General features: G+C 46.6%; 18 protein-coding genes. 8 read left to right on the top strand and 10 right to left on the bottom strand.

Features of this window, described 5'->3' with window-relative positions; all coding sequences use genetic code 11:
- Window positions 1-3 precede the first annotated feature (3 nt).
- Both AAX10_RS04225 and AAX10_RS04220 read left to right on the top strand, forming a co-directional pair.
- A complete protein-coding gene (locus tag AAX10_RS04225; RefSeq protein WP_046699926.1) occupies window positions 4-1,401 on the top strand; it encodes a M16 family metallopeptidase in 1,398 nt (465 codons plus the stop codon).
- A 15-nt stretch (window positions 1,402-1,416) separates the two neighbouring features.
- Entirely contained in the window at window positions 1,417-2,859 is a 1,443-nt protein-coding gene (locus AAX10_RS04220) for a M16 family metallopeptidase (protein WP_158580312.1), read from the top strand.
- Window positions 2,860-2,909: 50 nt separating this feature from the next.
- Here AAX10_RS04220 and AAX10_RS04215 read toward each other — a convergent pair whose 3' ends face one another.
- Window positions 2,910-4,235, bottom strand: a complete 1,326-nt coding sequence (locus tag AAX10_RS04215; RefSeq protein ID WP_046699924.1) for a Na+/H+ antiporter family protein — start codon at window positions 4,233-4,235, stop codon at window positions 2,910-2,912.
- Window positions 4,236-4,508: 273 nt separating this feature from the next.
- Here AAX10_RS04215 and lon point away from each other — a divergent pair, with 273 nt between their 5' ends.
- The 4 genes from lon to mnmC all read left to right on the top strand — a co-directional run bounded on the left by lon (window position 4,509) and on the right by mnmC (window position 9,938).
- On the top strand, window positions 4,509-6,938 hold the full coding sequence (lon, locus tag AAX10_RS04210; RefSeq protein WP_046699923.1) for an endopeptidase La: 2,430 nt from the start codon (window positions 4,509-4,511) through the stop codon (window positions 6,936-6,938).
- 143 nt (window positions 6,939-7,081) lie between these two features.
- Window positions 7,082-7,705: a septation protein IspZ gene (locus AAX10_RS04205; RefSeq protein WP_046699922.1), complete on the top strand. Its 624-nt coding sequence runs from the start codon at window positions 7,082-7,084 to the stop codon at window positions 7,703-7,705.
- 39 nt (window positions 7,706-7,744) lie between these two features.
- Window positions 7,745-8,050: a YciI family protein gene (locus AAX10_RS04200; protein ID WP_036362343.1), complete on the top strand. Its 306-nt coding sequence runs from the start codon at window positions 7,745-7,747 to the stop codon at window positions 8,048-8,050.
- Entirely contained in the window at window positions 8,043-9,938 is a 1,896-nt protein-coding gene (mnmC, locus tag AAX10_RS04195; RefSeq protein ID WP_046699921.1) for a bifunctional tRNA (5-methylaminomethyl-2-thiouridine)(34)-methyltransferase MnmC2/FAD-dependent 5-carboxymethylaminomethyl-2-thiouridine(34) oxidoreductase MnmC1, read from the top strand. Before AAX10_RS04200 ends, mnmC begins: the two co-directional genes overlap by 8 nt.
- Before the next feature lie 65 nt (window positions 9,939-10,003).
- Here the strand turns inward: mnmC and sodA are convergent, their stop codons facing one another.
- Entirely contained in the window at window positions 10,004-10,618 is a 615-nt protein-coding gene (sodA, locus tag AAX10_RS04190) for a superoxide dismutase [Mn] (RefSeq protein WP_036362337.1), read from the bottom strand.
- Window positions 10,619-10,894: 276 nt separating this feature from the next.
- On the opposite strand from sodA, the gene AAX10_RS04185 reads away from it, so the two are divergent.
- Complete coding sequence (locus AAX10_RS04185) at window positions 10,895-11,311, top strand: phospholipase D-like domain-containing protein (RefSeq protein ID WP_226997819.1); 417 nt, start codon at window positions 10,895-10,897, stop codon at window positions 11,309-11,311.
- Window positions 11,312-11,430: 119 nt separating this feature from the next.
- On the opposite strand, the gene AAX10_RS04180 is transcribed toward AAX10_RS04185, so the two are convergent.
- From AAX10_RS04180 to nspC, 7 genes are all read right to left on the bottom strand, one after another.
- Window positions 11,431-12,921, bottom strand: coding sequence for a SulP family inorganic anion transporter (locus tag AAX10_RS04180; protein WP_046700606.1), 1,491 nt, complete (start codon window positions 12,919-12,921; stop codon window positions 11,431-11,433).
- A 106-nt stretch (window positions 12,922-13,027) separates the two neighbouring features.
- Complete coding sequence (hfq, locus tag AAX10_RS04175; RefSeq protein WP_046698100.1) at window positions 13,028-13,690, bottom strand: RNA chaperone Hfq; 663 nt, start codon at window positions 13,688-13,690, stop codon at window positions 13,028-13,030.
- Between the two features lie 60 nt (window positions 13,691-13,750).
- Window positions 13,751-14,902: a tRNA (adenosine(37)-N6)-dimethylallyltransferase MiaA gene (gene miaA / locus AAX10_RS04170; RefSeq protein WP_046699919.1), complete on the bottom strand. Its 1,152-nt coding sequence runs from the start codon at window positions 14,900-14,902 to the stop codon at window positions 13,751-13,753.
- Window positions 14,899-15,330: a tRNA (adenosine(37)-N6)-threonylcarbamoyltransferase complex ATPase subunit type 1 TsaE gene (tsaE, locus tag AAX10_RS04165; RefSeq protein WP_046699918.1), complete on the bottom strand. Its 432-nt coding sequence runs from the start codon at window positions 15,328-15,330 to the stop codon at window positions 14,899-14,901. The genes miaA and tsaE overlap by 4 nt, the downstream gene beginning before the upstream one ends.
- Entirely contained in the window at window positions 15,327-15,923 is a 597-nt protein-coding gene (locus tag AAX10_RS04160; RefSeq protein WP_046698098.1) for a 6-pyruvoyl trahydropterin synthase family protein, read from the bottom strand. Before AAX10_RS04160 ends, tsaE begins: the two co-directional genes overlap by 4 nt.
- Before the next feature lie 78 nt (window positions 15,924-16,001).
- Window positions 16,002-17,243 carry a saccharopine dehydrogenase family protein gene (locus tag AAX10_RS04155; RefSeq protein ID WP_046699917.1) on the bottom strand — a complete coding sequence of 414 codons (1,242 nt, stop codon included), beginning with the start codon at window positions 17,241-17,243 and terminating at the stop codon, window positions 16,002-16,004.
- 72 nt (window positions 17,244-17,315) lie between these two features.
- The gene (gene nspC, locus AAX10_RS04150; RefSeq protein ID WP_046698096.1) at window positions 17,316-18,515 is read right to left on the bottom strand and encodes a carboxynorspermidine decarboxylase; all 1,200 of its coding nucleotides are present in this window, start codon (window positions 18,513-18,515) and stop codon (window positions 17,316-17,318) included.
- Window positions 18,516-18,726: 211 nt separating this feature from the next.
- Between nspC and AAX10_RS04145 the strand changes: the two genes are divergently transcribed.
- Window positions 18,727-20,115: a DUF3482 domain-containing protein gene (locus AAX10_RS04145; protein WP_080947034.1), complete on the top strand. Its 1,389-nt coding sequence runs from the start codon at window positions 18,727-18,729 to the stop codon at window positions 20,113-20,115.
- 118 nt (window positions 20,116-20,233) lie between these two features.
- Here AAX10_RS04145 and AAX10_RS04140 read toward each other — a convergent pair whose 3' ends face one another.
- Window positions 20,234-21,520, bottom strand: coding sequence for an ABC1 kinase family protein (locus AAX10_RS04140; protein WP_226997818.1), 1,287 nt, complete (start codon window positions 21,518-21,520; stop codon window positions 20,234-20,236).
- Window positions 21,521-21,529: the final 9 nt, after the last annotated feature.

Genomic DNA, 21,529 nt, shown 5'->3' with positions numbered 1-21,529 from the left:
ATCATGTTTTTAAGAACCAAACTTAGCATGGCGATGATTGTGGGTGTATTATCGCTCACCGCCTGCCAAAGCTTACCAAGCGACACCGCATTAGCCTCACAAACCAACCCAGTCAAACAAACCAACTATCACGAAGCCACCCTAGATAACGGATTGCACATCGTCATCAAAAAAGACACTCGCGCACCAATCGCCATGACACAGCTGTGGTATAAAGTCGGCTCAAATGATGAGCCCATCGGCAAAGGGGGTATGTCGCATTTCTTAGAACACATGATGTTCAAAGATAATGCACACCTTAAACGCACGGACTTTAACCGCCTCATCTCAGAGTTCGGCGGTCAAAATAACGCCTTCACCTCAGATACGCACACGGCTTATTACGAATTATTTCCTGCCAGCTATTATCCGCTCGCCATGCAGATGGAATCATTTCGCATGCAGGATCTACACCTAAAAGACAGCGAAGTCGCCATCGAAAAAGAGGTCATCAAAGAAGAACGTCGCCAACGCACTGAGGATAACCCTCTATCTAAGGCTTATGAAGAATTTATCGCGCTAAGTCAGCCAGACAGCCCAAAATTCCGCCCCGTCATCGGCAGTATGGCAGACATCGAGAATCTTAGCACGGCAGATCTACAGGCGTGGTACGACACCTATTATGCACCAAATAATGCCACGCTCGTGGTCGTCGGCGATGTCGATTATGATGAAGTCATCAACAACGCCAAAAAATATTTTGGTGACAAAAAAGCCATCAACATCCCAGAGCGCGTCATGCCCACGCAGCCCACCCATCAAGGTTATCGCCACGCAACCACTGAGCAAGCAGTAAAATTACCCTCACTCATGATGGCGTATAATGTGCCATCCATCACCACCAGCGATAAACAAACAGCACACGCCCTGTCTTTATTTCAGTATGCGCTAGATGGCGACTTGTCGAGTTATTTTGAGCGTGTGTTGGTGCGCGAAAAGCAGCTATTTAGCCAGATCTATGCTTCTTATGATGCCTTTGATCGTGGCGATGGTCTGTTTTTTATTCAGGCTGTACCTAGACAAGGTGTCGATCTACAGACAGCAGAACAAGCGATCCTAGATGTGATTGATGCCGCCAAGAACACACCGATTACCGACCAGCAGATGACGCGCATCACCACATCGCTACTGTCTGAGCTGACTTTCGCCCAAGACAGCATTACCGCTCAGGCGCAGATCATCGGGAGGCTTGCCAACATGGGTCTGCCTGTGAACAGTTATGACAGACTACCCGAAGACCTAAAGCAAATTCACCCCGCAAAGGTGCAAGAAGTCGCCAAGCATTATCTCACCAAAGACAACCTAACGACATTATACATACTGCCTAAAGACAACGATTCGGACGATCAATCCACTCAATAAAAAAGGATGAAAACAATGAAAATCAAATACCTGACTTTTGGTATATTACTTAGCATGACTAGTCTTGCCCACGCAAGCGATCATGTAGCTACGACACCCATTGATTTTAGTCAGCCTTTGCCCAAACTTGATAGCTTAGAAAATATCAAGCAGGCAGAATTTCATCTACCCAGCTTTGAGCGATTCCAGGCTGCTGGGAATGTACCTGTTATTTTTACAAAATTAGACAGCTTACCGATGGTGGATATCAGCGTCGAATTTCGTGCAGGGTCAGCTCATGATGGCAAGATTCGCCCAGACGCACAAGGCATCGCCAACATGACCGCCACACTCCTAACCAAAGGTACAAAAACTCTCGATGAAGAAGCCTTCTTATTAAAAAGAGACAGTCTAGGCATACAGCTAGATGCAGGAGCAGGTAAGGACAGCTTTGGCGTATCGCTGCGCAGCCTGTCCGACGAAGAGACACTCAATGACGCCCTTGATCTGATGAAGCAGATGCTGACAGAGCCTGCCTTTGATGAATCGGTATTGGCTCGCAATAAAGAAACCCTAAAAAATACCCTTAGACAAAATGAACAAAACCCAAACTACATCGCGAACCGTACTTATACCCAAGCGCTATTCAAAGACCATCCCTATGGCACGCTTACCACAGGCGACATTGAATCCGTGGACCAGCTGACTCGTAATGACCTAAACACCTATATGGATAAGTTCTTGGTACGTCAAAATGCCACCATCACCATCACTGGCAATCTTAGTCAGGAACGTGCGCGCCAGATCGCCAACGACATCGCAAGCAGCCTACCAAATGGCACAGCATCTAGCGCGATAGCCACACCGACTAATCCGACCAAAGCTCACATACACGTGCCGCATGACAGCACCCAGACGAGCATCATCATCGGACATCTCGCCCCAAAATTCGCCACCAATGAGCAAGAATTCGTCCAAAAAACGCAGTTTGGTCTGGCAAATAATGCCCTAGCAGGCAGTAGCTTCAATGCGCGTCTGATGGATGAGATTCGTGAAAAACGCGGCTACACCTACGGCATCTACGGTCGAAGCACATCGCTTAAGAATGCCGGCAGTTATCAAATCAGCTTCTCAACCGCCAGCAATCAAGCTATCAATGCCATCAATGATACCTTACAAATAGTTAATGACACGATCAGCCAAGGCATCGGCGAAGATGAGCTAAATCTGGTAAAAAACCAACAAACGCATCGTTATCCAATGAGCTTTGCCAGTAATGCCGCCATTCATGGCATAGCAACGACGCTAAACTTGCATAACCTCCCTGACAGCTATGCAACCGATGAAATCAAACGCATCCAAAGCACAGAATTAGACGACGCCAATCAAGCGCTTAAAAGCACCATCAAGCCCGATGATTTTATCATCGTAACAGTGGGTCAAGATAAGCCTGATTTATCTCATTTGTTCCAAGAATAAAAACAAAAAAGCGGATGATGACATCCGCTTTTTATTATAAACATAAGGCATCACAATACCATCGCCGCAATCCAGCCAAAAATGATCAGCGGAATATTATAATGCACGAAAGTCGGGATAACCGTGTCTTTGATGTGGTCGTGCTGTCCATCGATGTTAAGACCCATGGTCGGACCCAGTGTTGAATCCGAAGCAGGAGAACCAGCATCACCAAGCACGCCAGCTGTCGCAATCAGCGCCACAGTCGCAGGCATGCTAAATCCCATCGCCATACATAATGGCACATAAATCGCCGCCAGAATCGGCACAGTAGAGAATGACGAGCCAATCCCCAAAGTCACAACAAGACCAATGATCAGCATCACGAGCGCTGCCACACCTTTATTACCGCCAAAGATGTCCATCGCACCTGCCACCAATGCATCGATCTGCCCTGTCACCTTCATCACTTCGGCGAAGCCTTGCGCGCTAATCATGATAAAGCCAATCATCGCCATCATCTTGATGCCGTCATTAAACACACCATCCGCTTCACGCCATTTGACCACACCAGATGCCATGAACACCGCAAAGCCTGCCATCGAACCAATTAGCAGCGAGTCTGTATATAGATGCGCCACGAACGCGATCACAATGGCAATCAGCGCCACCACTGCACGGTAAGTGCTTGGCTTATCAGATGCTGTATTATCATGCTCTTGACTGGTTTGAACTTGGATGTTTTTATAAACTCTTGGCTTACGATAGCTAATAAAGATAGCCGTCAGCAGACCCAGTAGCATACCTAAAGCAGGAATCATCATGATCTGCATGATCGATACGCCTGTGGTATCCATGCCTGCATCGCCGACATTTTTTAGGATAATTTGGTTTAAGAAGATATCACCAAAACCATAAGGGATGAACATATAAGTGTTCACCAGACCAAAGGTAATGATACACGCCGCCAATCGTCTGTCCACCTGCAAGCCATTAAATAGCAACAGCAGCGGCGGCACAATCAGCGGAATAAAAGCAATGTGAATAGGAATCAAGTTCTGACTAAACACCGCCATCACAAGGATAATCCCAAATAACGCCCACTTCACCGCACCAGTTGTGCCAGCACCATTTAGGCGTGCAGTCAGACTGTCCGCAAGCAACTTTGGTGCGCCTGAATGAGCGATTGCCATCGCGAACGCACCTAAGATCGCATAGGAAAGCGCGATTTGCGCGCCATTTTTGATGCCTTCTTGGAAGGCGTTTAAGCTGTCTGCCACCCCAAGCCCTGCCATCAAACCACCAACGAGCGCACCGATGATTAAGCTTAGCACGACATGCACGCGTGCCAATGACAGACCGACCATGACAATAACAGCAATCAATACTGCATTCATGATTAACTCCTAATAAGAAAAGTCGTTAATTATAGCGGATTTTTGATTTTTTAAATTAATTAAAAAATAATAAAAATCAATAAGTTATCAATTATATTGGTCTAGACAAATTACAAAAACTAACAAAATAGCAAAAATATAACTCATGATAACTCAATAAATCTGAGAAGTTTTTGATTTCATTTTAGTAAAAATTAACCAACTTGCTTGCATTTTTAAAATATCGCCACCATAAACCAAAGCACGATAACTAACGATATTAAGGAGAACTTCATGACTGATGAAGTCCTAACTTCTGACAACGAAAACGAAAACACTTTGCCATTATTGGCGGTGCGCGATGTCGTGGTCTATCCGCACATGCAGATCGCCCTGTTCGTCGGTCGTGAGCAGTCACTGGCCGCCATTAAGACTGCCCAAGATGAATACGACGAGAAGATTTTTGTCGTCTCTCAAAAAGACTCTCTGAGCGAAGAGGTGGACATTGATAACTTGTACGAGTACGGCACAGTTTGCCGTGTGATTAGCACCATGCCACACGACAATGATGATGGCTGCCTAAAAGTCCTCATTGAAGGTCTATACCGCGCCAAAATCGACGACATTGATGCCGATACATTCATCGCTCGCTTCCACGAAGCGCCTGTCAAGAGCCCGATGAGTGATGACGAGAGCGATGCGCATCGTGCTGTATTGCTTGATTTCTTTGCCGATTATGCTGAGACCTCATTGCGTAATGCGCGTGAGATTATTCGTGTTGCCAGTCGCATTGATGATTTTCTTGAGCTGACTTATTTTATCGCCACACGCATCTCCATGAAGCTCGAGGACAAACAAAACATCCTAGAGCGCGATGATATGATGGCGTACTACACCGCGCTGACTGAATATTTCACCAGTAATAAAGCAGAGCGCACCTTAGAGCACGAGCTTCAAGACACTGTACGCAAACAGATGGAAAATAATCAGCGCGAGTACTTCTTGAACGAAAAAATGAAAGCCATCAAAAATGAGCTTTCTGACCTAAACGATGGCGCCGACGAAGAAGATGGCGAACTTGAAAAACGTCTAAAAGAAGCCAACCTACCTGATGATGTTCGCAAAAAAGCCGAAACCGAATTTAAAAAGTTAAAGCAAATGCCCCCAAGCTCGTCTGAGGCATCTGTCGTGCGCGGCTATGTGGAGTGGATACTTGACACCCCATGGAAAAAAGCAAGCAAGGTATCCATTGACCTAAATAAAGCTAAAGATATTCTTGATAAAGACCACTATGGGCTAGATGATGTTAAAGACCGCATTGTTGAGTACCTAGCGGTACAATCTCGCGTCAAAAAACTGCGTGGTCCTATCCTATGCCTAGTAGGCCCGCCGGGGGTTGGTAAAACGTCGCTTGGCGAGAGTATCGCTCGTGCCACAGGGCGTAAGTTTGTGCGTATGGCGTTGGGCGGTGTGCGTGATGAAGCTGAGATTCGTGGGCATAGACGCACCTATATCGGAGCCATGCCCGGCAAAATCGTGCAGTCTTTGGCAAAAGTAGAAGTCAAAAATCCGCTGTTTTTGCTTGATGAGATTGACAAAATGGCACAGGACTATCGTGGCGACCCTGCGTCTGCCCTGCTAGAAGTGCTTGATCCGTCTCAAAACAACAGCTTTAATGACCATTATCTTGACTTAGATTTGGATTTGTCGGAGGTGATGTTTATCTGCACTGCCAACAGCATGAACATACCGCCTGCCCTGCTTGACCGCATGGAAGTCATTCGTCTGCCCGGCTATACCGAAGACGAAAAAATGAACATTGCTCACAACTATCTCACCCCCAAAGCCCTAGAACAAAATGGGCTTGGTAAAGATGAGCTAGACATTACCGATGATGCCATTCTTAGCATTATCCGCCACTATACCCGTGAAGCAGGCGTGCGTAACTTGGAGCGTGAGATTAACAAAATCAGCCGTAAAGCGGTGCGTTCGCAAGTTGAGACTTATGGCATTAAACCCAAAAAAGGCACGAAAATTGAGCCGTTGTCGGTAACGGACGATAACATCGCTGACTATCTGGGCGTTAAACCCTTTGACTTTGGACTTGCCGAAAAAGAACCTGAAATCGGGCGGATTACAGGGCTTGCGTGGACTTCGGTGGGCGGTGAGCTACTCACCATTGAGACCGCCACCATGCAGGGCGAGGGCGAGCTTGTTTTTACAGGGTCGCTTGGCGATGTCATGAAAGAGTCTATCCGTGCCGCCATGAGCGTGGTGCGCGCTGGGGGCGAACGCTTTGGCATCAGCTATGACAAATTCAAAGACACCGACATTCATGTGCATATGCCCGAAGGTGCCACGCCAAAAGACGGTCCGTCCGCAGGTATTGCTCTGACCACCGCTTTGGTGTCCGCCTTTACAGGCATTGCCATTCGTGCCGACATCGCCATGACGGGTGAAGTTACTTTGCGTGGTAAGGTGCTAAAAATTGGCGGTCTAAAAGAAAAACTACTTGCCGCACATCGTGGCGGTATCAAGCACGTGCTTATCCCCAAATCCAATGAACCTGACCTTGCCGACATTCCTGACAACGTCAAAGAAGGCTTGACCATTCAAGCGGTTGAGACCATTGACGAAGTCCTAAAAGTCGCCCTAGTCGCCCCACTTATGCCTTTAAAGCCGAGTGTGGTCGTTGATGCGAACGATAAGACACTAAGAAGCTAATGAACGATAAATAAGCCCAATTGATTTGGGCTTATTTGTTATTTTAGATTCGATGGTTTAATTACGGCGAAACCAGCAACTAAAGGCTGATTTTTCGGCCAAAACCATGTAAAATATGACGTTTAAATAAAACAGTTAAACTCATGAAATCCCTACTCGACTTCCTACCGCTCATCATCTTTTATGTTCTTTATAAGAACACGGATAAGACAGACGCCAACCACCCCCTGTTGTCAATCTTTGGGCTGTCTGGTGGTGTGGATAATAATCACATCTTGGTAGGTACACTTGGGCTCATACTTGCGACGACTATCATTTATGGTTATTTGTTTTTTAGTCAAAAATTCCGCCTAGAAAAACAACAATGGTTCGTTCTGCTGATGACTGTCGTCTTTGGTGGGCTAACCCTTGCGCTTAGTGACGATTATTACATCCGCTTAAAGGCGATATTGATTAATCTTGCCTTCGCCCTAGGTCTTGCCATCTCGCCATTATTTAATAAAGCACGCCAGCCAATCATTCGTAAGCTGCTAGACCCTGTATTAAATTTAACCGCTCAGGGCTGGATGAAATTGAACTGGGCATGGGTTGGGCTATTCACGCTTATGGCAAGCCTACACGCCTTTTTTGCCTTTGTATTAATGAACGGCGAGTACTGGGGTGAATTTACCGCTTTTGGTGATATTATTGTCATGATGAGCTTTATGGTGGGTATGTTTGTCGTGCTGCGTAAGCATTTTAAATTTGAAGAAACAACTACTAAATAATAACTTTTATCACAACATCAATCACACAAGGAATACACCATGCCATTATTCGCCATCATCGGTCATGACGTCGCCGACAGCACCGCCAAGCGTGCCGAGATTCGCCCTGCTCACTTAGAGCGACTGACTGCCCTACACGCTCAGAACCGCCTCGTTATCGCAGGTCCTACACCCATCAATCACGGTGAACCTGCCATGAGTGGCAGCCTGATCATCGCGCATTTTGACGACATCGAACAAGCGCGCACATGGGCGGGCGATGAACCATACCTACACAGTGGCGTTTACAGTCACGTCGATGTTAAGCCTTTCATCCAAGCACTGCCCAAAGACAGCAATGACTAACACGCTGAGTGTTGCCGACATCACATGGCAAACTGACCATCTGGGCAACACCGTGCCAGTCTCGCACGCATTTGATGACGTGTATTTTTCGCATGCAGGTGGAATACACGAAAGTCATTATGTATTCATCGAAGGCAATGACCTTACCGATAGACTGGCCAACCTTGGCGACAGGCAGACCTTTGTCGTCGCCGAGACTGGATTTGGCACAGGGCTAAACTTCTTGGCATTGTGCAAATTCTGGATAACCTTAAAACAAAATCAACAACTAAATGCCAGTGCCAGACTGCATTTCATTAGTACTGAAAAGTTCCCCCTAAGCCAAGATGATTTGCGCACCGCTCTTTTAGCATGGCAAGATGATAAACAAATTCAACACTTCATCGATCAGTTCATCCATCAATACCCGCTACCCCTGCCAGGCTGTCATCGCATTCACATTCAAGATGACATTACTCTTGATCTGTGGCTAGGTGATGCCCAAGAGAGCTTTGACCACTTAATTCAATCTCGATGTGTACAGAATAAGCCTACCTTGATGGTTGATGCGTGGTTCTTAGATGGCTTTGCTCCCAGCAAGAATAGTGACCTATGGTCAGATGAGCTGTTTAGCGCCATCAGTCAGCTGTCTAATTCAGGTGCGACGCTCGCGACATTCACCGCAGCAGGCTTTGTCAGACGTGGGTTGCAAGCTGCCGGCTTTGAGATGACTAAGCGCCAAGGATTTGGTCGTAAGCGCGAAATGCTGACAGGTAAATTATCCTGTCAAGACGGTAAACCTAAGCAAATTCACAATCACATCGCCATCATTGGCGCAGGTGTATCAGGGCTGTGTGCCGCTTTGGCACTTGCCAGACGCGGTATTCAGGTGACTATTTTTGATAAGAACACACCACCAACAGGTGCATCGGCAAATCCCAGAGCGCTGTTCGCCCCCAAGCTCTCACTCATCGAACACGCCAAGGAGCATCTATCCACGGTTTCATTCTTATATGCCGAGCGGTTTTATCAAGCATTAAATAAACATGGCGATGTCTTCGTGCAGTCGGGCGTGATGGATTTTTTATTACCCACCCAAAAAAGCACGGACAAGCTACAAGCGCTGATCAGTCCTTACCCTGACGAACTCATCCATGAGATCACATCAGTCTATCCAAATCAGAAAATCCATACCCTCGTGCCAAAGGCAGGTCTCATCCATCCCAAGAACCTTGCTACAGCCATCCTATCCCATCCGCTCATCTCATTTAAACAAGAGATAATCACAAAGATAGCTGGTGCCGATAGCGACGTGATATTAGACGCAAGCGACAATACTCATTTTGCCGATGGCGTCATCATCGCATCAGGTTATGAAAGCCATCTACTGCATGACAAGCTGTTTAACCCACGTAAAATTCGCGGTCAAGTCTCATGGCTAGCCATTGATGATGATACTAACTCCAAGCTGCCAAATCAGCCGATCAAATACGATGGCTACTGCGCCAAATTCAATGATGATGAGAATTATTTCTTGATGGGTGCCAGCTTTGTGCGTAATTGTACAGATACGGACGTTAATAATGAAGAACACCAATTTAATATTGATAAATTCTCCCAAGGACTGCCAACGATTTCTAAGCATCTAAATCCATCTCCTGATCGCCTATCTGGGCGTGCCAGCATTCGCGCGCAAACACCTGACTACCACCCCATCGTCGGACAGGTTGAAGGTGGCGTCTATGCGATGTATGGCATGGGATCAAAGGGTTTTACTTTCGCGCCACTATGCGGTGAGATGATCGCAGGCATGATCTGTGATGAGGTTCTGCCCATCAGTGAAATCCTGCTGAATAAAATCAGCCCAAATCGTCCACGACTTCAAACCCCTTTATCGGACAATGAATAATTCGTCAAATACAAAAAAACGGCCAGATTTACTAGCCGTTTTTTTATTTGGAATCAACTTAATGATTATAGCGCCTCAAAGCGTTTTTGTGCTTCATCCCAGTTTACCACGTTCCAGAATGCCTTAATGTAGTCTGGGCGTTTGTTTTGGTATTTTAGGTAGTAAGCATGCTCCCAAACGTCAAGACCGATGATCGGTTGACCTTCGCAGCCTGCTACTGATTTGCCCATCAATGGACTATCTTGGTTAGCAGTAGAGACAACAGCCAGCTTATCACCCTGCTTAACCAACCATGCCCAGCCTGAACCGAAGCGAGTTTGCGCTGCTTTTTCGAATTCTTCTTTGAACGCATCTACAGAACCAAAATCACGCTCGATGGCTTCTTTTAGTGAACCGCTAAGCTCTGTGCCAGTTTTTAAGATGGTCCAAAATAGGCTGTGGTTCGCATGACCGCCTGCGTTGTTGCGGACTGCGGTTTGCTTGTCAGCAGGAATCCTGTCAAGATTTGCGATTACTTCTTCAGCAGATTTATCCGCCCACTCAGTGCCTTCTAGCGCAGCATTGGCGTTATTTACATAAGCTTGGTGGTGTTTGCTGTGGTGGATTTCCATGGTTTCTTTATCGAAATGTGGCTCTAGAGCGTCGTATGCATAGCCTAATTCTGGTAATACAAATGCCATAACGGTATTCCTTATAAATTAATGATGAATGATGTTACAACAGTGTTTAACTGTTCATTGTAATATAAGGGTTTAGTATGACAAAATCAAGTAAAAAACCAAAAGTTGCGTAAAATCAACACAAGCGTTACATAGAGCACATACCAAGGATTTGGCGTATTTTGATGTATGTATCTTAAATTCACTTTTAAAAAATTTGCGATTATTTTATAATCCTAGTAACCTTTTGGCGGACCATCATGATCATTGCCTATCTATTATGCGGCGTACTGTTTATTGCATTATTTCGTCCCGACCAAATACGGTCAAAAGCTGCTTGTCGATATTGCAAAATCAGGCACATCCATTCATATTCTCACCAATTCACTGGCGGCGAATGATGTCGCTGCTGTGCATAGTGGCTACGCCAAATACCGAAAACCGCTACTAAAGGCAGATATCAAGCTATTTGAACTAAAGCCCGATGCCGCACCCATCACCCAAAAGAAAAAACAAGGTCTGGCAAGTATCTATCGTGGCGGTAGTGGCTCAAGCCTTCACGCCAAAACTTTTACCGTTGATGGTCGATATATGTTCGTGGGTTCGTACAATCTAGACCCACGTTCCGCCATTCATAATAACGAGATGGGCATCATCAACAGCCCAGAGATGGCGCAGGCTGCTGATGAGCACATCTTAAACAACCTACCATAAAGACCCCGCTGCATCTTGGCACAAACGCGTTGGCGTCTGGCTGTTAAAGTAGCTGCCCATCGAATGGCCACTTTAAATAAAAAAACCATCCGACAAGATGGTTTTAAATAATTAGATGTTTAGTGCTTAAAGATCACATCCACGTCTTCGGTCTTATCATGCTGACCAAATTTATCAACCAGCGTCTGACTGGCTTCATTTAGCCCGAATACTTCCACATCTGCACCCATTTTACGATATTTTAACACCACTTTATCAAGTGCTGATATCGCCGTCACGTCCCAAAAGTGCGCATGACTGACATCGATGCTGACTGACCTAACTTGTGGGTGGAATTCAAATTGATCCATAAAGCGATCCGCAGACGCAAAAAACACTTGCCCAAGGACGCCATAAGCCAAACTGTCATCACGACCTGTCGGCAGGCTTTGCACCGTCATGAATCTACCAATCTTATTGGCAAAGAACAATGCAGACAGCAGCACACCAGCGCCCACACCCAGCGCCAAATTATGCGTATATACAACGATCGCAACTGTTGCCAGCATCACCACATTAAACCCAAGCGGATGCGTCTTTAGCTCCTTGATGGATTGCCAGTTAAACGTACCGATCGCCACCATAATCATCACAGCGACAAGCGCAGGCATGGGGATGATTGAAATCAAATCACTCAAAAACACCACCATAATCAGTAGAATTATACCCGCCAGCAATGTCGATAGGCGCGTGCGACCGCCTGATTTAACATTAATCACCGACTGCCCAATCATCGCACAGCCCGCCATACCACCAAACAGACCACTGACAATATTCGCAATGCCCTGACCTTTGCTTTCGCGATTCTTATCACTGTCCGTCTCAGTCATCTCATCAACGATGGTCGCCGTCATCAAAGACTCAAGCAAGCCCACCGCCGCCAGACTCACAGAATAAGGTAAGATAATCAAAAGCGTCTCAAGATTCAATGGAATGTCAGGCAGCAAAAACACAGGCAATGTATCAGGCAGCGCGCCCATGTCACCAACTGTTCGCACATCAATACCCAATATTGCCGTAACAGCCGTCAAAGTCACGATCGTTACCAGAGGTGATGGGATAATCTTGCCAATCTTAGGTAGGTATGGGAACAGATAAATAATACCAAGGCCTGCTGCGACAAGCGCATAAGTATGCCAAGTGACATTCAAAAACTCAGGCAACTGCGCCATAAAAATCAAAATCGCCAAAGCATTCACAAAGCCCACCACCACAGCTCGGGCGACGAACTTCATCAAATATCCCACCTTGAAAAATCCCGCAACGAGTTGAATCACACCGGTTAGTAATGTCGCTGCCAATAAATATTGCAAACCATGATATCGCACTAGACTCACCATGACAAGTGCCATCGCGCCCGTCGCTGCCGATATCATGGCAGGACGACCACCGACAAAACTAATCACCACCGCAATACAAAACGACGCATAAAGCCCAACTTTAGGATCAACGCCTGCAATGATCGAAAAGGCGATCGCCTCTGGAATGAGTGCAAGCGCCACCACCAAGCCAGATAGCACATCGCCTCGCACATTCGAAAACCATGCTTGCTTGATATTTTCAAAATTCATAATCAACCAACCGACAATAAAAAAATCAGCTATCTTATCACAAAGACCAGTATGGAAAAACAAAAAAAACCGCATGATTTGCCATGCGGTTTTTGTGAATTATCATTTAGCCATTGAATTTGTCATCACCTTCGTTGCCAAATTTGGCATCAAATCCTTTATCATTGAATCCACCGCGATCTAGATTGCGGTTTTCTTTCTTTTCAAAGTTTTTGCCATCAAAGCCGCGCTCATCAAATGCCGCTCTATCGAAGCTGCGATCAAAACCTGTATTATTCATACCGCGGTCAAAGCCTTGATTCATGCCGCCGCCTTGTGGATAGCCGCCGCGATCAAATCCACCGCGAGAGCCAAAACCATCAGCGGGCGGCGTGCGTGTAAAACCACCAGCAGGACGATTGTTAAAGCCACCTTGACGCTCAAAGCCCTGATTCATACCACGGTCAAAACCTGGATTCATGCCACCAGACATAGAGCCCGATTGATAGCTGCTCGATGACATCACACCGATCGGGGCATTTGGGTATCCTGTCGGTGAGCCAGAAGCAGGTGCGCCGTCTGTACGCGGGTTACGCGTTGGCACCACCGTCGAGATGGCATGCTTATAAACCATTTGACTGACGGTGTTTTTTAGAAGTACTACATATTGGTCAAAAGACTCAATTTGTCCTTGTAGCTTTATGCCATTAACCAAAAAAATCGACACAGGAATGCGATCTTTGCGCAGCGCATTCAAAAATGGATCTTGTAAACTTTGCCCTTTTGACATAAAAATTCTCCGAACGAAAGTAAATAATGCAAATATGCAATGCGTAAGCAGGATTGGATTTTATAATAACTGCTTTTCTACTTGTTGTATGCTAGAAAATGGTATAATCACCGCATCATGCGATGAAACATTCAGACGAGCAAGGCTACGCTGCCAAGTTGATTGGCGTTTTGCTAACTGTCTTGTTGCATATAATGCCTTATTTTTCATATCTTGACAAGCCATTTGTAAGAGATTTGGCTGTTGTTTTTGTAAATTTATTGTCAAATCTGTCGATTTATTAACCAAAAAAGGTGAACACTCATCCAAATTCACCCCTTGATCAAAAAACAATCTATCTTTATCAGTCATCTTAGAACGCACTTTGTCGCTAAACTCTGCCATTGCAGGGTTCACTTGCATGGCTTTGTGATTGATTTTCGCCAAAAATTCCAATACCTGTCGATAGCCCACGCACCGCATGGACGGCATGTCAGGCGTTAAATCGGGGTATTTTTGCAAAATATAAATCACTTCATCCACCAAGCCCTGCTCCCACATAATACCAAGGCGTTTGGCGATACGCTCATGTAACCACGCACGCTCAGGCTCAACCGATAGGGTCAGCCAATGCTGACGTGTATTATGGCAAGGGGCGACTTTGGGCGTATCTTGCCATGCGCTCATGGGCGTGCCTGTTTGCATATGCACTTCCACCGCCCTTGTGATACGCTGGGTGTCAGAGATTTTTAGACGTTCACAAATCTTGGGGTCGTGCGTTTGTAGATAGACGTACAGCTCGCCAATGCCTTTGTCAGACAGCCACGCCATGACCTGCCCACGAATGGCAGGGTCGGTGTCAGGCACGGCGGACAGGCCGTCCAGGAGTGCCATATAATACATCATCGTACCACCCACAAGTAGCGGAATCTTACCCCGTGCGTGAATGCCTGTAATCAGTCGCTCCACGTCCGCCACAAAAGTTGCGACATTATAAGTTTCGGTGGGCTTGATGATATTAACGAGATGATGCGGAAAACGAGCAAGCTCGTCATCGGTCGGTTTTGCCGTGCCGATGTTCATGTCCTGATAAATCAACGCGCTGTCCACTGAAATCAGCTCAAACCGCCCTGTCTCATACAGACGGCACGCCAAATCAGTCTTACCGCTTGCCGTTGGAGCGATAAGCGATAGGACAGTGTTATCAGGCAGGGATTTATAATGTAAATTCATGACAAATCCAAATCCACCCCAGTAATCTCTACCACCCGCCTTTCATCGGCTTTTCTTGTGATGTTTATCGTTATATCAGGCTTTGGCAAGACAGTCTCGGCACGGCTTGCCCATTCAATGATAATCAGCGAATCTGTCTCGTCAAAATATTCAAAAAAACCAATAAAATCCAGCTCTTCTGGGTCATTTAGCCGATATAGGTCGGCATGGTACACAGGCTTACCCTTGATATTGTACGGCTCAACTAAGGTATAAGTTGGGCTTTTTACCGCCCCTGTATGTCCCAATGCACGCAAAAGATAACGGGTAAAGGTCGTCTTGCCCACCCCCAAATCGCCCGATAGCCACAAACTGCCTGCGGGGTTGGTTTTGGCAAGGGCGTTGGCAAGGCGCTGGGTGTCGGTTTCGTCTTTTAAGATGATTGTCATACTTCAACCTGTCTTAACGGCTTTGGATTGACAAATTTCTCGCCACGTTTTAGCTTATCAAACAGCTCACTATCGCCCCACTCGGCTTTGACTTGCTCGCTAAATTCAAACATATCAAGCGACAATTTGCCCATGCGTTCGCTTTCAACATCTTCACGAAAGCACTGGGCGTACCCTGTGGCGGTCTCGTGGACGATGACCGAATAGACTGATACGTCTGTTTCGCCATTTTGAGTGGTGGTGTTTTGCATGACTTTGTCCGCCCAATAAAAAATCACACGGCTAAACTGCTCGGCAGACGGCGACACAGGCAGGCTTATCCAACGAGCCGAAAAGTCCTTGCACGCACGGATATAATCGCCATCGTCCTTATCCCAAAAGGTAATTGCGTGATCAAAACTGTCAATCAAGTCCTTAATGTGCGACTTTAATAGCCCAAAATCATAGGCCATTTGCCCGTTATCAAGGGCATGGGCTTCTAGGATAAGTTCGACCTGATAGCTATGCCCATGGATGGAGCGACTGCAACGGTCGGACGTGCAGTTGCGGACGATGTGGGCGTTTTCAAATTTAAAAAGTTTACGGATACGCATGATAATGTATTATTTATTAGGATAACTTTTTATTCTAACATAAAGCACCTTTTTTATGAAACGATTTTCCTGCGCCCATCACACCCCATCAAATTCAAGTAAGCGATCACCGCCATCATCGACAATGCGCGTCACCAGCCCCATGGTGTTCAAAAGATTAATAAATGGACGTGGATCAAGCTCTTCGACATTGACCATTTTGCGTGTGCGCCATAAGCCTTTGGCAATCAAAATGGCAGCTGCAACTGGCGGCACACCTGCGGTGTACGAGATGCCCTGACTACCAACCTCCGCATAGGCCTCTTGATGATCGACAACGTTATAAATAAAAATCTCACTTTCCACGCCGTCTTTTTTGCCACGCATCTTATTGCCGATGCAGGTTTTGCCGGTGTAATTTGGCGCAAGTGAGCTTGGGTCTGGCAGTACTGCCTTGACGACTTTTAGCGGGACAACTTCTAAGCCCTCTGCTGTCGTCACAGACTGCTCTGACAGCAAGCCTAGATTCTTTAACACGGTAAAGACATTGATATAATGATCGCTAAATCCCATCCAAAAACGAATGTTCGGCACGTCTAGGTTCTTATGCAATGAGTGAATCTCATCATGCCCTGTTAGATAACTGTTCTGGATGCCGACCACAGGCAGATCATCGGTGCGCTTGACCTCAAACATCTGATTGGTCTGCCAAGCATTATTCTGCCAAGTATAAACCCTGCCTGTAAATTCTCTAAAGTTAATCTCAGGGTCGAAATTCGTCGCAAAATATCTGCCGTGGTTGCCAGCATTGATGTCGATGATGTCAATATCGGTCGTTGTTCCTTTATCAAAATAATCAACCCCAAGGCGCGCGTAGCTATTCACTACGCCAGGGTCGAATCCAACACCCAAGATGGCGGTGATGCCCGCTTGCTCACAGGCGTCTTTATGCTTCCATTCATAATTCTCGTACCACGGCGGCGTCTCACAAATTTTGGCAGGATCTTCGTGAATCGCGGTATCTAGGTAGTCTGCGCCCACCGCGATACAGGCCTTTAGCACACTTTGATTAATGAATGTCGAACCAACATTAATCACGATATTAGCATCTATCGAGCGCATGAATTCTATCAATACCTCCGTATCCAATGCATCTATCGCATGAGTGTGTATGGATACACCCCGCTTAGTCGCCACATCATCAGTGATGGCGGTGCATTTATGAATGCTGCGACTGGCAAGGTGAATGTCGCCAAAATACTCACGATACTCTGCCACCTTGTGCGCGACCACCTGCGCCACACCGCCTGCACCTAGAATTAAAATGTTGGGTTTAGACATTTTCTCTCCTTTTGTGAGCCATCACACAGCTCTTATGTCGTTTAATCAGATTGGCTATTTAAATCACACGTATTAAGACAAGCTGTTTTTGTAATCTTCATAATCAAAACAGCGCTGAATCGCAATCGTACCATCTAGTTTCTTAATGATGATGGATGGCATGTCCACGCCATTGAACCAGTTCTTTTTTACCATCGTGTAGGCAGCCGCGTTACCAAATGCCACCTGATCGCCCACTTTTAGTGGCTCAGCCAAGCGATATTCACCAAAAATATCGCCTGCCAGACAGGTCTTACCATAGACGATGGTGCTGTCATCACTTGTGTGTGGCGCTAGGTTAATATCCTTGCCATTGATGGATTGCAGATTGGCTGACTGCCCATAGATGAGCAAATCTAGCATGTGGCTTTCTGTGGCGGCATCTACGACGGCGAGCGATTTGCCATTTTCCATGACATCGAGCACGCTAGATACAAGCACCGCACCATCATGCACGCATGCCTCGCCTGGCTCTAGATAGATTTGGACATTGTATTTTTGGGCGAAATCCTTTAATCGCTGCGCCAATTTCTCAAGCGGATAATCTTCTGCGATAAAATGAATACCGCCGCCCAAGCTCACCCAATCAAGATGATAAAACAGCTCACCGAATTTGTGTTCGATGTCATCTAAGCTTGCGCTAAACGCCTCAAAGCTCTCATTCTCACAATTATAATGCAGCATCACGCCTGTGATGTCATCAGCCACCGCCATCGCCTTTGTGGCATCGTGCTCACCAAGGCGACTAAAAGGACGTGCTGGATCCGCCAAAATAAACGCAGAATTACTCGTATTGGGATTAAGTCTTAGTCCGACAGGCACGCCTTTGGCAATAGCTTTGTCTTTAAAGGCGTGAAGCTGGCTAATAGAATTAAAGATAATCTTATCAGCATGGTCGAGCACTTCATCAATCTCGCCATGACTGTACGCAACGCTATAAGCATGCGTCTCGCCGCCGAACTTCTCAGCACCCAATCTCACCTCAAAGAGCGATGAAGATGTCGTGCCATGCAGATAAGGACGCATCGCCTCGAACACACCCCAAGTCGCAAAGCACTTCAGTGCAAGCAAAGCCTTAGCGCCCGACAGTTGGCACAGGCGGTCTATGATGGCAAGGTTCTGGGTGATTTTTTGTTCATCTAAGAGATAATAAGGCGTGGTTAGACCTTGCAACAGCAAAGCCTGCTGAGTGGATATCTGTGGTGGATTTATATTAAGTTTCGTATCGTTCATGAGATAATCTTAGGCTTAAAATAAAGTGCCGTCATTGTAACATAAATTTTACAAAAACCAATGCATTGACTGCCAAATTGACCGCACAGCTCATCCCAAACACATGTTTAGACTTAATTTTAATCAGCCTGAATGAGCTCGCCGTATTTTTTAGCTTTTATTTCGCTGTTGATGCACTTATAATAATCAAAACCCTAAAAATCATCACATCATGACCACCACTAAGAACACAGCCAGCATCACCGTCATCGGACATACCAATGTCGGCAAAACCTCTCTCATGCGTACCCTACTTCGCGATGCACAATTTGGCGAGGTTAAGAACGAATCTGCCACCACACGTCATGTCGCTGCAGTGCAGATCATGGACGCTCATGGTCAGCCACTGATCACGCTGCATGATACCCCAGGCTTGGAGGATGCGACAGGCGTGATGGATTTTATCCAAGAACATACCGATGGGCGCACCGATGGCGTTGAGAGACTCCAAGGATTCTTAGCAGCGGTGGACAATGACGACCCCAGACTTGGCGATGATTTTAGCCAAGAAACCAAGGTCATCCGCAGCCTCATCGATGCTGATATCGCCATCTATGTCATCGATGCTCGCGAACCTGTGCTATCAAAATATAAAGACGAACTTGCCATTCTCGCCAGCAGCGGCACGCCTGTCCTGCCTGTGTTTAACTTCATTAAAGGCAATGAAGAAAACATGGCAACTTGGCGCGACATGCTGTCTCGGCGCGCACTTCACGTGGTAAATGCCTTTGATACTGTGGCGTTTGACTTTGATGGCGAGATGCATCTTTGGCAGAACCTTGCCACTCTAAGCACGCACGATGACGCATTCACTAGCCTACAAAACAACAGACGAGACAGTTGGCAGGACATGGCCGAGTCAGGCTCTGCCATCATCGCTGACTTCCTAGTGAATGTTGCAAGCTTTAGTAAGAAAATCGATGAAGATGAAGATCCTGCGCCAACCTTAAGCGCCATGCAGACAGCGGTGCGCCAGTCTGAGGGCATCATGCAGGGCAAATTATTGCACCTATATCAATTCTATAACGCCGCCGTTGACGAGGTGGATATTGAGGTTAAAGGTCGAGAACAGGACGTATTTGACACCGATCTATTGACGCGTTACGGGATTCGCACGGCTGGCGGCAGCGTGACGGGCATGATCGTAGGCGCGGGTATTGACGTGGCCACATTAGGAGCGAGTCTGGGGCTGGGTACAGCGCTGGGCGGCGTGATTGGCGGAATTCTGCCGAATACGGGCGCCATCAAGGATAAGGCAATGGGCATTCAGACACTGACCATCGATGCTGCCACGCTCACGCTACTTGCCACACGCGCGCAGAATTTACATCATGCGCTACGACACCGCGGCCATGCCAGTCTAAATGCCATCGCAACGGATAACCCTGACAACACCCTACCATGGCAAACCGATAAACTGCCAAGCCCCCTAAAAAAAGCGCGCGCCAATCCGCACTATTCTAGCCTAGATGGTCGCTATGAGGACAACATGGGACTGCGCCAAGATTTAAGTGATAAACTCAGCACAATACTACTTGAGCACCTAGAAAAATTAGGCTGATAAATTAAAACACAACAGAAACTGCGAAAGATATCGCCGGTTTCTGTTGTGTTATGTAAAAATTAAACGCTTTATTATTGGTTAAATTCTCAATGGTAAGCACCTTAGTGAAGCTCACTTAACCATCACCAACAATCTTTAGACGCTCACCCTCAAATAACTCCATATCAGGCGCAAGTGTCACCATAAAGCGATCAAAATACAACAGCTGCTTAAGCAGTAGCGCAAAATCTCTAGGAAAATGAATGTCGTGACGTTTGCCAATCTCGGCCAATTCTAGCATCATTACATTTAGACTCTCTGGTTGATTGTCTTTACCGACCTTACCCAGCATCCGATGCAGATCCTCACCGAGTCGATTCACGTCCACTTTGTTGCCTGTCATGCCGATATCTACCATGGCCTGAGCCATGCCCAGATAGTCGCTCACCTGAAGGCTCTGCACCAACATAAAGCACGCCTGCAGACTCTTAGGCTCAATCTGTCCCACCAAACCAAAATCCAGAAACGCAATCCGACCGTCCTCAAGCATCATCAGATTACCCGCGTGCAGGTCGGCATGGAATTCGCTCGTCACCATCAATGACAAGAACCAGGTGTCTAGCACATCACTCATCACCTGCTTGGCGTGTTCGGTATTATTGGCAAGTCCTAAGCTCTCATCCACCAAGGATTTGCCCACCAAAAGATCCATCGTTAATACACGCTTGGTAGTTAACTCTTTATGCACGGTAGGTGCGGTAACTTTAGCATTGCCAATTTTCTTTAGATAATCTGTGAAGCGTTCAATATGGCGACTCTCCGCCAAAAAATCCGTCTCCATCAGCATGCGCGCACGCATCTCATCCAAGATAGGTGCAAGATTCGCCGCACGCATCGACGGTATGATTTTCTCCACCACCCAAAAACTGCTGTGCAATACAGTCAGGTCCGTATGAATGATCGCAGCGACTTTAGGTTTTTGCACCTTTAGGGCGACCTGCCTGCCGTCACTCAGTACCGCCTTATGCACCTGTGCAATACTTGCCGACGCGATGGGCTTTGGGTCAATATAATTAAAAATATCGCCCAGACCACGCTCATCAATCGCAAGTTCTTCGCGCAGCACCGCCAAAATCTCATCGAACGGCACAGGCGTGGTCTGATCTAGACAGTCTTGAAAGGCAAGTACATACTCTCTGGGAAAAATAGACGGTGTACTTGCGATGAATTGCCCAAGCTTGATGTAAGTCACGCCCATCTGCTCAAATGATTCTTTGAGTAGCTGTGCATCCATCTTTTCGCCTTGAGCCACCCTAAGCGCTGACAACCCTGCCACGCTTGCGGTTTTTTGGATGCGCCCAAGGACATTGAGCGATGTACTGACAGAGGATTTGACTAAGGATAGTGGTGATTTTTTTAGCATGGTTTTTAT

The sequence above is a fragment of the Moraxella bovoculi genome (assembly GCF_000988745.2).
GTDB classification, from domain to species: domain Bacteria; phylum Pseudomonadota; class Gammaproteobacteria; order Pseudomonadales; family Moraxellaceae; genus Moraxella; species Moraxella bovoculi.
Note: the sequence above shows the minus strand (reverse complement) of the source record. Positions and strands in the feature narration are given on the sequence as shown.